The sequence below is a fragment of the Puia sp. genome (assembly GCF_035546395.1).
Lineage (GTDB): Bacteria > Bacteroidota > Bacteroidia > Chitinophagales > Chitinophagaceae > Puia.
In genome coordinates this window covers 429,234-442,317 of record NZ_DASZXR010000006.1, presented here as the reverse complement: position 1 = coordinate 442,317, position 13,084 = coordinate 429,234, and the positions used below count along the sequence as shown (strand labels likewise).

The window sequence follows — 13,084 nt, the reverse complement described above, 5'->3', positions numbered from 1 at the left end:
CTGCTTAGGTTTCAGGGCTAAATAATAATATAGGATAGGACCGCGGGGTCTATGGTTAACGGCGCCTAAGGGGATGTATTTTGGGCTTTCGGCCCTATTTGGCCGTCATAAGGGTTTTCGCTTATTTGCGTCACTTTGATGGTTATAAAATCTGACGGTTAGGGCTACATGCTCTCTAAGGGTTAATTCTAAACTCCGCGACGGCACTGCCTGTTTTTCCGTCCGTGGTGATGCCCTGGACGATCACCGAGTAACGGCCGGGCATATCGGAAGAATAGAAGCTAAGCTGTTGTTTGCCTTGCGGGCCGGTGAGGATGTCGCCGGACCAGTAGAGGACGTTGCGGAGGTCGGGGATGCGGGAGGTCTGCCTTTCTTTGGAATCGTATACCGGGGAGTAGAATTCCCGGTGGAGCTGCCAGCCGTCATAGTCGACGGTATAGGCGTTTGCGTCGAGGGGGAAGCCGGAGATATCGCCCTGATAGGTGTTATAGCTGACGATGCCGTCGTAGAGCAGGCCGCCGGCGTAATAGCGTTTTGCGACCACTTCGATCCTTTGCATTTTCAGGGGATCGAACCGGATGATGTTGTTGGTGTTTGTGGTGGGTACTCCGTCCACGAGGATGAGCGGGGTTTCGTCGAAGAAGAGCTGGTTGGCCTGATCGGATTGGACGTGGAGCTCGAAATCTCCTTTCCTGGTGTTAAGGCGGACCTCTTTTACGTATTCGCGGATGACCTCTTCCATGCTTGTGAAGCGGGTGTAGTCGTCGAGCTTATAGCGGCGGTCGGGACGGCCGTAGAAGGCGTTGGTATCGGTTTGGACGGGGCGGGTAAAGTGCTGGCGGAGGGCGGCCTGATAGGCGTTCTGCGCCTGGGCGCCGATGCTGTGCTGGAGCAGCTGGGTTGATGAGGGGTGTGGTAGCGGGAGGTGGGTGAAGGCGGGCTTCGTGGCGGCGTCTGCGAAGGGGGAGGTGATCTCGATGTGGTAGTTGCTGTCGGTCGTTGCTGGTTGGACGACCAGCTCGCGGGCTCCATAGAGGTCGCCCATGTCCCAGAGGATGATGCCGTATGCGTCGCTGGTGGAGCGAGCGAGCTGGTAGTGCTTGCCGGGGGCGCTTAGCCAGGCGGGGATATTTGGGGCGGATGCGCCGGTGCGGCGATCGGTGATGTGTCCTGAGACGAGCAGGCCGCCGTATTCGGGGATATAATGGGGTTGCGACTGCGTCATTTTCAGGCGGCGCCACCCCTGGGTCATCAGGAGAAGGGAGGCGATGTCTTCGCGGTCCGTGTTTTGGGGCGAGAAGTAATAACCGGGGGATTCGACCTGTCCTCTGCAGTCGGCGGCCAGTCCGAGATAGTTGACGATATCCTGGTCGCCGGCGGACTGGACATCGTCCTGCAGGACCACGGCAATGGAACCGTTTAGGCTGAGCGGGGTATTACCGGCGTCCTGCGCCGAGAGGTCGAGGGTGATCTTTTCCCTTTTATTATAGGTGGGTTGGTCGGAGACGACTGTCAGTTTGAGCGGGGTCGGGGCCTTGAACCAGCCGCGTTCGCAAACCGGGATCATCGATCCGGTGATCTGTTCGGCCAGCACGGTGAGCCAGGTGACGCCGTCGGGGAGGCTGTCCTTCGGGATAAGGAAGGACGCGTTTCCGTTAGCCGGGGTTGTTAGGCGGGTAGTGATGGGGCGAAGGGTATGGGCGAGCAGCTGGACCGGGAGATTCTGGGTTTGGCCGGCCGAGTGGATATCGATCTGCAGATTGCCGTTACCGGCATCGGCGACGTGCATGGCGTAGCCTGAGGATTCGGGGATTGGGAGCGGGTGGAGGCTGGGTGGAAGGCTTCCGGTGCGGATTTGGGCAGTATAGCGGGTTTTTTCGGCTGGGGTGAGGGTAAACTCGCCCATGCCGAAGCGTTTTGTCCGGAAGTGGGCGAGGGTGTCGCCGGTGTTGTTGGTTACGGCGCCTTCGGCGCTGATGCCTTTGCCGGTGCTGTCGACGATGCGAAAGGCGATGTGGTTGGGGGTGCCGGCGATGAGGTTGCCGCCTTCGGGAAAGAATTGGATATCGTATGGGGGTGTGGCTGTTGTTGGGGTTGGAGGGGTTGCGGGGTTGTTTCGGAGGGTATTGAGGATGACCAGCTGTTTTTCGAACCAGCTGTCGGCCGGCGAATTCTTCATCCAATTGGTATAGGCACGGAGCCGATAGTTGCCGGAATGCAGGGAGAAGGGCAGTTGGAAGGAGCCGTTTCCGGTACCGCTGTCCAGGGCGATGCGGGCCTGGAGGACGGGTTTTTGTTCATCGGAGAGGATCTCGACGAAGGCGGAGCGGCTGAGCCTCCCTGGGCGCCGGGTGCCGCCATCGACAACATAGAGCTTCATCCAAAGGATCTCGCCTGCGAGGTAGGTGTCTTTGTCCGTGTGGATGAAGAGCTTTTCCTGCGGTTGCGAGTGGCTGAGGAAGGAGGTGAGGAGGAGACCGATGATATAGATAAAGCGATTCATTTTCGATGTACGTTGTTATGGCCAGTAAGAAGGTTTTTGAAGTGTTCCGCCTTGTAACCGGCAGTCGAGGCAATCCCGTTTTGTCAGATAGAGAACGGGTCCCGAGAAATAATAGGGGCCCCAGAGGGTATCGGGATAGCTGTAGTTATGAAAGTTATTTGGGTCCCAACCGGTTTGCCGGAGTGGGCAATCCAGTGCGAGGGTATCCCAGTTGTGTACCTGTTTGTTATCGATGAACAGCCGTTGTTGGGAGATGGAGCTGGCGGTGAGGTAGCCGATGACGGGTTCCTTTGGATTCGTCAGGCAGTGGATGTTCCCAGCCAGCTGGGAGGGCTGCGGATCGAAGAGGGTGCCGAGATTTTGCGTGTTCTTTTGAAGGATCAGCCAATATTGATAAGCATCCGGTGTGAGGACGTACTGGCTGGCGAGCATGCTGTATTTCACGCTGATCTTTTGCGCGCCCCGGGGGACTGTTCCTATGGGCTGCTGGCTGACGCGATCCTGACCGAAGGAGGTGGTGTTACCCAACACGATATCGGTGGAGTTGGCCGAGCGCCAGCAATAATAGATGAGGAATTGCTGGGTAAGGGAGTCGATGGCGTAGTAGATCTCGCCATTGATCAGCTGGAGTTCGGCCTGGAGGGGGGCGTGGTATTCCCAGGTCTCGGTGTAGAACCAGCGGTAGTAGTGGCTGTTATTGCCCGGGTCGTGGGTATTGACACTGACGATGACATTGCCGGAGCTGTCATCCTGCCGCCAGGTCAGGCTGTCGATGGATGGGGCGATCTTTGCAGAGACCGTGTCGGATTCGTATCGACCACCGTTGCGGGTGGTGATCTTCAGCCGGTATTTCTGGGCTGGGTCAAGGGAGAGCTGTGTGGAGCTATAGATGCCGTTGCCCAACTCCTGCAGCGGATAGCTATTCCCGTTGCCTGCGAGGATCGTGACCGTGGCTTGCAGTTCGGGTGTATATGCACCCAGGCTATCGCCGAGCTTTTGCGACCGGGAGAGATTGAAGGCCGTGGTAGAATTGGCGCCCATGTTGATAAAGCCGTCGATGACGAGGATATTGGGATTTGTCTGGAGGGCGGGTGGAGTATAGTCCCGTTTGCACCGGGTGGCGATGAAGAGAGTGAGCAGGAGCGGTATGGTCAGTGTCTTTTTGCGCATGGTCAGAACCTGATATTATAAGAAAGGAAAGGAATGGCGGTGCCAAAAATGGAGAGCTGGTAGCCTTTTATGACGCCGTTCGTTTCAGTGAAATAGACCGAGTAGGGGTTCTTGCGGGCCGTCAGGTTATAGACGCCGAAGGACCAGGAATTGTGGAAGCGCTGGTGGACCTTTGCGTTACCCTCCATGTTGAAGGAAATATCGGTCCGGAAATAGTCCGGTATCCGGTATTGGTTCCGGTCCGAGTAGTATACCCGCTGGCCGCCGCCGAGGTCGAAGGTGGCGATGGGCAGGGTAATGGGCCGGCCTGTGGTATAGATGCCGGTAAGGGACAGGCTGTAGCGATGGGAGAACCGATAGTTACCGACAAAATTGACATTATTCGGCCGGTCGAAATTGGCGGGATACCAGGCGCCGTTGTTGATCATCTGGCCGGCGAGGGGGTCATCCTGCTTCAGGAGGGTCCTGGACCAGGTGTAGCTGAGCCAGCCGTTGAGCTTTCCCGTCGTCTTTCTTATCAGCAGTTCGGCGCCGTAGGCTTTGCCGCGGGCATTGAATACATCGGTCTCGATATGGGGGTTCAACAGGAGGCTGGCCCCGCTTTTATAATCGAGATAGTGTTCGATCGTCTTATAATACAACTCGAGGGAGGTTTCGAGTGTGTTGGACCGGAAGTTCCGGTAGAAGCCGAGACTGATCTGCTTGCCCAACTGTGGCTGAAGGTGCGTGTCGCTTAGCTTCCAGATATCGGCAGGCGAGATGGCCGTGGTATTGGAGAGCAGGTGGATATATTGCCGAAGGGTATTATAGCTCAGCTTTACGGAGGTATTGCCGTCGAGCGTATAGCGGAGGCCGAAGCGGTATTCGGGTCCGCCATAGGTCTTTACATTCTTCCCCGCTGCATAATGAACGGTATCGAGGATGGTCGAGGTCTCTTTTGGCAGGCTGGGTTCGTAGTCGTAGACATCGTGAGGACCGAGGTAGTTATAATGGGAATAGCGAAGGCCGATATCCAGCGCCAACTTGTCGGTGATGGCAAAGCGGTCGCCGGCATAGATTGCCGATTCCAACGCCTGTTCTTTTGGAACGACGTTGGGGGTGACGATGGACTGTTCGCCTGAGGGCTGCATGGAGCCGGGCTGGAAGGCGTAGCGGCTGGAGCTGATGCCGAAGTCGATCGCGTGTTTGGCCGAGGCGTTGTAGCTGAAGTCGATGCGGGCCGAGGCCTGGTCGAGCTTGTAGGCGAAGTCGTAGGCGTTCACCGGATTCCTGTTCGCCGACTGGGAATATTGATAGTGATCCAGTCCCGCGGTGATGACACTGTAGAAACTATTGCTGAAGATGTGCTTCCATTTGATGTTGGCGTTGCGGTTGCCGTATTTATAGGTTGTGTCGCTGTTGAGGCGGAACTTGTCGTTGCTGAGATAGCCGGTGAGGTAGAGGCTGTTCTTTGTGTTCAGGGCATGGGCGATATGGAGGCTGAGATCGTTGAAGGAGGCGCTGCTGTTGTTGTATTCCTTGTCGGGCAGCGTTTTCAGGATCCAGTCCGAATAGGTCGTCCGGCCGCTGACGATAAAGGTCGTCTTATCCTTGACGAGGGGTCCTTCGAGGGTCAGCTTGCTGGTGAGGGGGCCGATGCCGGCGTTGCCGGAGAATTGTTTGCTGTTGCCGTCCCGGGTCGTCACATCGAGGACGGAGGAGAGGCGGCCGCCGTATTTTTCGGGGATGGAGCTTTTATACAGTTCGACCCCTTTGATAATATCGGCGTTGAAGGCTGAGAAGAAGCCGAAGAGATGGGAGGGGTTGTAGATGGTGGCATCATTGAAGAGGATCAGGTTTTGATCGGCGGAGCCGCCGCGAACGTTGAAGCCTGTGCTGGCTTCGCCTACCGTCGTGACCCCGGGAAGAGTGATCACGGCGCGGAGGACGTCCGATTCGCCGAGGACGGAGGGCATTTGTTTTATGGAGCGGACATTGATCCTTGCCACGCCCATCTGGAGGGCTTTTATATTGGATTGTTTTTCGGCGACGACGGTGGCGGTCAGGAGGCTTGGGATGAACTCTTCCATTTCGATGTTCAGCTTACCGTCGGAGTGGAGCAGGATCTGGCGGTGGGTGCTTTTCATCCCTGCGCTGCTGATTTGCAGGACGTGGCGGCCGACAGGCATTTGGAGGGAGAAGTAGCCGAATTGGTCGGTGATGACCCCGATGGCAGGTTTGTCGAGATATACTGCGGCGCCGACGATGGCCTCGCCGTTGCGGACGTCCCTGACGTAGCCGACGAGGGTGGCGTTGCCCTGGCGGGTGCGGCCGGTGAGAGAGCCGATCTCGAAGAGCTTGTTTTCGAGAGAGGTGCGTAGCGCCCTTGCGGCGGGGTATTTTCCCGCCGGCCATTCGGTGGTGTCCGAGGTCTGGCTATCGTGTATGTCTCCGGCGGCGCCGAGGGTTGTTTTGATGGCGTTGAGGCGGGTGATATAGACGTTGTTCTGATCGATGCCATAGTGGAAGACCGTGTTCTTAAAGGCAGCGTCGAGGACTTCCGGGAGGAGGGCGTGACGGGCTTTTAAATTGATGATGAGTGTATCGACCTCTTCGGGGTCGAAGAAGAAATGGTAGTGGGTGATCGATTCGATCTGGCGGACGAATTCGGGAAAGGGTTTGTCATTGAAGTCGGCGTCGATGCGGGTGGGCTCCTGGGAGAATGCATGGTAAGAGACGAGGAATGCGATAAGGAGGGGTAACAGGCGACGAAATCCCATGCGAGTTTAATTATTTGTTTGATTGGCTAAGGAGTTCCGCGGCGGCGGTGAGCGCTGCGACCGGGTCTTTTTTAAAGCTGATGTTCTTTGAGTGGAGGATGTTTCGAAGTCCTTTGTCGCCGGCGCCGAAGGCTTTCAGGAGGCTCTTCTGGCTATGGATGAGAAGATAGCGGTTGTTCATTTCGAGATACCAGCTATCGTATTGCCGGTAGATGGTCAGGTTCTCTTCTGCCTTGCCGTTATTCTGGACCTGTTTCCAGTGTTTCGCGAGCGCACGGGCCTTGCCGTTGTATAGGAGTTGGTAGTACCCGGCTGTGGGTTGGCCTGTGGCGGTGCTGTCTGCCGGGAGGTAGATGAATTTGTCTTCGCCGAGGCTGAAAGCGGTGAGCTTTTCGGTGAGGAGCTGAACGTAGGCGGACTTTTGTTTGTCGGGGATGATGACGATATCTTTTACGAGGTCATAGGAGAGGTTGAGGGCTGGGAAGAAGATGCCGTCGTAATCAGCGGCGCCTGGCTGGGGACCGCCGGAGCCGAAAAAGGGGTGGCCCTGGGCGTGATGGTCATAGCCGAGGTAGAGGGGGCCGTTGTATAGCCGCCATTCAGCGGCGGAGCTGCCGGTGTAGGCAAGTATGGCTTGCTGGGCAGCGGCTGGAGGGTGGGAAAGGATAAGGCCTAAGAGGATCGTCGGGCAAAGCAGTCGTTTTGGGTTCATCGTCATATCTCATCCAGGTTGAATGGCAGTTTTCGAATACGCTTATTTGTCAGGTCGAAAATGGCGTTGCATAGGGCAGGCGCCAGGGGCGGGAGGCCGGGTTCGCCGACGCCGCCGGCTTTTTCATCGTTGTCGACAATATGCACTTCAATTTCGGGGATCTCGTGTATACGTGGCATTTGGTAGGTGTCGAAATTATGTTGCACTGCCATGCCGTCTTTGAATTGGATGTCGTGTTTTGTTGCGGCGCCGAGGGCCATGACGATGCTGCCTTCCACCTGCTGGCGGATGATGTCGGGATTGACGTACCACCCGCAGTCCATCAGGGCGATGACCTTGTCGACCTTTATCTTACCGTCGGGTTTCCTGGACACCTTTACTACTTCGCCGACGATGCTGCTGAAGCATTCGGTGATGGCCACGCCCCAGCCCTGGTTCTTTCCGCGGTTCTTCCAGTCCGTTAGGGTGATCAGCTGGTCGATGAGCGCCTGGTAGCGATCGTTGTCGAGGTGTTGGCGGCGAAATTCCAGGGGGTCCTTGCCGGCGGCATGGGCCATCTCGTCGATAAAGGACTCGTAGGCGAAGCCGTTCGTGGAGGCGTATACGGAGCGCCACCACATGACGGGGATGGGCGAGGCGGTGGGGATATCGGAGAAGCTGTAGTTGCTGAAGGAGTCATAGTAGGGTTTGCAGAAGCCGTCGAGGGTGTCGCCGTTGTAGGTGTGGAGGTCGGCCCCGGGATTTTGGAGGCCCATGTTCTGGGTGGCAGTTTTTGTCTGGAAGGCTTCTACATGGCCTTCCTTGCTAAGGCCGCCTTTGCAGGCGTAGACGGCGCCGGGGCGGAAGGGGCCCTGGGTAATGTCGTCTTCGCGGGTCCAAACCACTTTGACGGGGGCTTTGATGGCTTTCGAGATGACGGCTGCTTCATGGGGATAGTCCAGGAAGGCTTTGCGTCCGAAGCCACCGCCGAGGAAGGTCATATTGACGGTGACCTTGTCGATGGGCATATTCATGCGCTGGCTCAGGTCGGACTGGATCCAGTCGGGGCCCTGGATCGGTCCCCATATCGTGATGGAATCGTCCTTTACGTCGGCGATACAATTGAGGGGTTCCATGCAGGCGTGGGCCTCGTAGGGGGCTTCGTATACGGCTTCGACCTTTGTGGCCGCATGCTGGAAGGCTCTTTCGAAGTCGCCGCCGGTGCGGTCGTTCAGGCCGGGTTTTTTCAGGTCTTCGTGCATGCGGGCGAAGAGCTGGTCGGTGCTGACGTGTTCGAAGCCGGTGTCATCCCATTGGACTTTGAGGAGTTTGCGGCCTTCCATGGCGGCCCAGAGGTTGTCGGCGACGACGGCGACTCCTTCGAACATGTTGTCGAAGACGGTGCGTTTTACGGCGATGACGTGCCGGACGCCGGGGATGGTCTTTGTCTGGCTGTCGTCGAAGCTTTTGACTTTGCCGCGGATACGGGGGCTGCGTTCGACGACGGCATAGAGCATGCCTGGGATCTTTTTGTCGATGCCGAAGACGGCTTCGCCGTTTGTTTTTAACGGGATATCGCGGCGGGGGAGGGGTTTGCCGATGAGCTTATAGTTCTTTCTTGCTTTTAGCGTTACTTCTGTTGGCGGCTGCAGCTTTGCGGCGTCCTGGACGAGATCGCCGTAGTTGAAACTTTTGCCGGAGGGTTTATGGAAGACCTTGCCGTTTTCTGCATAGCAGTCCGACTGTTGTGCGCCCCATTTTTTTGCGGCGGCTTCGATGAGCATCTCGCGGGCGGAGGCGCCGATGCGGAGAAGATGTTTATAGGAGCCGCGGACGGTGGAGCTTCCGCCGGTGATCTGGCTGCCGTATTTCTTTTGGTTGCCGGGGGCGAAGGCGATGTTGATCTGATCCATGGCGACCTCCAGCTCTTCGGCGATCATTTGCGGGACGACCTGCCAGGCGCCCTGACCCATTTCGGAGCGGTGGTTGAGGATGGTGATCTTGCCGGTGTTGTCGATGGATATCCAGGTCATCAGTTCGATGGCCTGCGGGAGGACGCCTGCGGCGGCGTTGATGACCTTTTGATCGGCGCCCGGGTGGCAGCCCGGAAGGTAGGCGCCAAGTACGAGAGCGAGGCCGGATAGGCCGGTGTCCTTTATGAATTGACGGCGGGACCGTGAAATAGTCGATTGCATGGCTGTTTAGTTGAGTGTGGAGGCGGGTTTGGCTGCGGCGGCGGCCGTTTTTATCGCTTTGCGGATGCGGGGATAGCAGCCGCAGCGGCAGATGTTGCCGGACATTGCCGCGTCGATGTCCTGGTCGTTGGGATGGGGGTTCTTGCTGAGGAGGGCAGCGGCGGCGAGGATCTGACCGCTCTGGCAATAGCCGCATTGGGGTACCTGTTCGGCGATCCATGCTTTTTGTACGGGGTGCGAGTTGTCGGTGGAGAGTCCTTCGATGGTGGTGATGGGCTGACCGGCGACGGCGGATGCGGGGATGGAGCAGGAGCGGATCGGGTTGCCGTTCAGCAGGACGGTGCAGGCGCCGCATTGGGCGATCCCGCAGCCGAATTTTGTGCCGGTGAGGCCGATGAGGTCGCGGATGACCCAGAGAAGCGGCATTTTTTCGTCCGCTTCGATGGTGGTGGACTTGCCGTTTATGTTTAGCGTGTATTTGGGCATGGCAATTCGGCTTTGGTGTGTCAGAAAGGTACCGAAATTATGGCAGGCCGGAAAATAATTTATAGGAACGGTTGTTCCGGATAAGCGGGACGAGCGGGCTTTAACAATTCTTTACGTTATTTATTGGTTATAGGCGACTTAGCTGATTAATCCTTGTACCATTTTTGCCTTCTTATACTAGATTCAAGAACGAAAAAATAAAAACTATGAAACGGATACTTGTAATACTGTTCTCGCTTGGCCTGGCCTATGGCGCTTCGGCCCAGCGTGGTCATTTTGCGGGAGGCGGATTTTATCATGGCGGCGGTCGTGTCGTGGTTGTTCCCCGGACTTATGTAGGAGTCGGATTCGGTTTTGGATATCCCTGGGGTTATCCATATGGCTGGTATGGTCCCTGGGGTTTGCCCTATCCGCCGTACTATTACGGCTATGGCGCCATGCCTTCCCAGCTGGAGCTGCAGGTGCGGGACATCCGGCAGGATTATGATCAGCAGATCAAGGATGTAAAGCACGACAAGTCGCTTACCAAGCAGGAAAGAAGGGCTAAGGTCGATCAGTTGAAGAAGGAAAAGGAGGACGCCATCGTTCAGGCCCGGCACGATTATTTCGACCGGAGCCGGAGGAACTATAATCCTCAGCCGAACAACAATCAACCAAATAGCAATCAGCCGAACAATAACGAGCCGAAGAACGGTTCTTCGTCCGGTGATGGACCGGAATACCAGAGCGGTGATACCGGCTCAAAGTAATACTTAGGTTTGTTGATAAAATATAGGGCCATCTTGCGGTGGCCTTATTATTTTTAATACATGAAAGTCATTTGGATCACCGGCGCCTCCTCGGGGATCGGGGAGGCGCTTGCTTATGCTTTTTCGGCTGCGGGAGACAAGGTGCTGATATCAGCGAGGAGAACGGAGGAACTGGAACGGGTAAAGGCCGGATGCGCCAATCCGGGTATGGTGAGAGTTTTGCCGATGGATCTGCTGGATACCGCTTCGTTTGGCGAACGGGTGAGGGAGGCGATCGGCGCGTTTGGGCAGGTGGATATCCTGGTGCATAACGGCGGGGTCACGCAACGCGGGTATGTGGTGGATACCGAGCTGGCGGTGCAGCGGCAGGTGATGGAGCTGGACTATTTCAGCTATGTCGCCTTGACGAAAGCGATGTTGCCGCATTTTATCGAGCGGAAGTCGGGGCATTTTGTCGTGATGAGCAGCGTGATGGGGAAGATCGGGACGCCGATGCGGAGCGCCTATGCGGCGGCCAAACATGCGCTGCATGGATTCTTTGATTGCCTGCGGGCGGAGGTTGCGGCGATGGGAATCCTGGTGACGGTGCTGACGCCGGGTTATGTCCAGACGAATATCTCGCAGCATGCTATTACCGGGGACGGGTCTGCGCTTGGGAAGGCTTCGGAGAATATCGAAAAGGGGCTGCCTGCTTCGCGGGCAGCGGACAAGATCATGCGGGCGGTGCGGAAGGGGCGTTATGAGGCGTATATCGGGAAGAGGAGTATGGAGTGGGTTGCGCTTGTGTTAAACCGGCTGGCGCCGGGTTTGGTTATGAAACTTGCCCCGAAATTTGTGCCGAAGTGAATCATATTTTATTCAGGGCGTACATGATGATGTTGACGCCGAATTTTGTGTTGTCTTCGGCCAGGAAGCGTTTGTTGCGGAAATCGTAGTCCCACTCACAGCCATAGTCTTTGTTGCTGTAGAGTACGGCTATACGGTCATCGATCGTGATGGCCTTGAGATAGTCGTGCACGAGGTCGTCGCCCCAGCCATTGAGCTCGAAGCCGGTATTCGGGGGGCCTTTTTCGAAATGAAAAAAGGAGTTGTAGATGGCATGGTTGTTTGGGATCTTTTTCAGGCTCCCGGCGCCGAAGAGGGTAGCCATCTGGGTTTCGAAGCTACGGGCGAACAGGCCATCGATGTCATGATTGCAATCATCGGCGAATACGAAACCCCCATTCTCCACATATTTTTTGAAGTTGGCGCTTTCCTGCGCATCGAACTGGACGAGCTTGTGCCCGCTTAGATACGCGAACGGATAATGAAAGATCTCCGGGCTATCCAGGGCGACAACCTTTTCCTGCAAATTGACGGGGACCGTCGTGTATTCAATAAGCGAATTCAGCAGGTTGGTGGGCATCCGCTGATCGGTGTCCCAGTCGCCGGACCGGTAGCGCAGCCGCATGAAGGTAAATGGATTCAACCGTTCCTGTAATTTTTTTAAAGTTGGTGATTTTATGGGTAATTTTCTCATATATGTTTAAAAGTTATGTTGAAACCCAGGTGGAGTCGCTGCTTGCAAAGCTGTCGCAACTAAAGGTCGAGATGGGGAAGGTGATCGTGGGACAGGAAGCCATCGTGGAAGAGATGCTGGCGGCGATGCTGGCTGGTGGACATTGCCTTCTGGAGGGTGTGCCGGGCCTGGCGAAGACCTTGATGGTGCGTACGTTGGCGCAGGCGCTGGACCTGGATTTCCGGCGGATCCAATTTACTCCGGACCTGATGCCGACCGATATTGTGGGGACCGAGGTGTTGGAGGAAGATCATGGAACGGGACGGCGCATCTTCAAATTCGTGAAAGGGCCGTTGTTTGCCAATATTGTGCTGGCGGATGAGATCAACCGGACGCCGCCGAAGACCCAGTCGGCGCTGCTGGAGGCGATGCAGGAGTTTTCTATTACCTACGGCGGGGTGACGTATCCGCTGGAGCGGCCTTTCTTTATTCTGGCGACGCAGAATCCCATTGAGCAGGCGGGGACGTATCCGTTGCCGGAGGCGCAGCTGGATCGATTTCTTTTGTATATACGGATCGGGTATCCTTCGGCGGAAGAGGAGACGCGCATTCTTTCCGCTACGACGGGGGTGCGGCAGCCGGTGGTCGGTGCGGTGCTGGGAGGGTTGGAGATCAGGCAGCTGCAGGGGCTTGTGCGGGAGGTGAGTATTTCCGATGATCTTGTCGGGTATGTGGCGGCATTGGTGCGGGCTACGAGACCCGGTGATGGCGGGGATGGTTATGTACGGGAGTGGGTGCGGTGGGGCGCGGGTCCGCGGGCGGGGCAGGCGTTGATATTGACGGCGAAGGCCAGGGCGCTGTCGCTTGGCCGGTATGGAGTGGTGCTGGAGGACTTGCATGCAATGGCTTTGCCGGTTTTGCGGCATCGGGTGTTGGTGAATTTTAAAGCCGAGGCCGAGAACATCGGTTCGGATGATGTCACGCGGCATTTGATCAAGGCGGTATCCCGGCCGGGAGGGCGGTTGTGATGGTA

10 protein-coding genes are annotated in these 13,084 nt (G+C 56.7%); 3 read left to right on the top strand and 7 right to left on the bottom strand.

Features of this window, described 5'->3' with window-relative positions:
• Positions 1 to 175 precede the first annotated feature (175 nt).
• The 6 genes from VHE34_RS08085 to VHE34_RS08060 are packed head-to-tail and all read right to left on the bottom strand — an operon-like array spanning position 176 to position 9,804.
• Positions 176 to 2,503, bottom strand: coding sequence for a hypothetical protein (locus VHE34_RS08085; protein ID WP_325586539.1), 2,328 nt, complete (start codon positions 2,501 to 2,503; stop codon positions 176 to 178).
• Between the two features lie 15 nt (positions 2,504 to 2,518).
• Positions 2,519 to 3,673 (bottom strand): DUF4249 domain-containing protein, encoded by a 1,155-nt coding sequence (locus tag VHE34_RS08080; protein WP_325586537.1) that lies wholly within the window; start codon positions 3,671 to 3,673, stop codon positions 2,519 to 2,521.
• Between the two features lie 2 nt (positions 3,674 to 3,675).
• The gene (locus tag VHE34_RS08075; protein ID WP_325586535.1) at positions 3,676 to 6,432 is read right to left on the bottom strand and encodes a TonB-dependent receptor; all 2,757 of its coding nucleotides are present in this window, start codon (positions 6,430 to 6,432) and stop codon (positions 3,676 to 3,678) included.
• Positions 6,433 to 6,442: 10 nt separating this feature from the next.
• Positions 6,443 to 7,150, bottom strand: coding sequence for a hypothetical protein (locus VHE34_RS08070; RefSeq protein WP_325586533.1), 708 nt, complete (start codon positions 7,148 to 7,150; stop codon positions 6,443 to 6,445).
• Positions 7,147 to 9,318 (bottom strand): molybdopterin cofactor-binding domain-containing protein, encoded by a 2,172-nt coding sequence (locus tag VHE34_RS08065; protein WP_325586531.1) that lies wholly within the window; start codon positions 9,316 to 9,318, stop codon positions 7,147 to 7,149. Before VHE34_RS08065 ends, VHE34_RS08070 begins: the two co-directional genes overlap by 4 nt.
• 6 nt (positions 9,319 to 9,324) lie before the next feature.
• Positions 9,325 to 9,804, bottom strand: a complete 480-nt coding sequence (locus tag VHE34_RS08060; RefSeq protein ID WP_325586529.1) for a (2Fe-2S)-binding protein — start codon at positions 9,802 to 9,804, stop codon at positions 9,325 to 9,327.
• Between the two features lie 206 nt (positions 9,805 to 10,010).
• Between VHE34_RS08060 and VHE34_RS08055 the strand changes: the two genes are divergently transcribed.
• Both VHE34_RS08055 and VHE34_RS08050 read left to right on the top strand, forming a co-directional pair.
• Complete coding sequence (locus tag VHE34_RS08055) at positions 10,011 to 10,553, top strand: hypothetical protein (protein WP_325586527.1); 543 nt, start codon at positions 10,011 to 10,013, stop codon at positions 10,551 to 10,553.
• 60 nt (positions 10,554 to 10,613) lie between these two features.
• Positions 10,614 to 11,399 (top strand): SDR family oxidoreductase, encoded by a 786-nt coding sequence (locus tag VHE34_RS08050; RefSeq protein ID WP_325586525.1) that lies wholly within the window; start codon positions 10,614 to 10,616, stop codon positions 11,397 to 11,399.
• Position 11,400: 1 nt separating this feature from the next.
• Here the strand turns inward: VHE34_RS08050 and VHE34_RS08045 are convergent, their stop codons facing one another.
• Entirely contained in the window at positions 11,401 to 12,072 is a 672-nt protein-coding gene (locus tag VHE34_RS08045; RefSeq protein ID WP_325586523.1) for a DUF4159 domain-containing protein, read from the bottom strand.
• A gap of 2 nt (positions 12,073 to 12,074) precedes the next feature.
• Between VHE34_RS08045 and VHE34_RS08040 the strand changes: the two genes are divergently transcribed.
• Entirely contained in the window at positions 12,075 to 13,079 is a 1,005-nt protein-coding gene (locus VHE34_RS08040) for a MoxR family ATPase (protein WP_325586521.1), read from the top strand.
• Positions 13,080 to 13,084 lie beyond the last annotated feature (5 nt).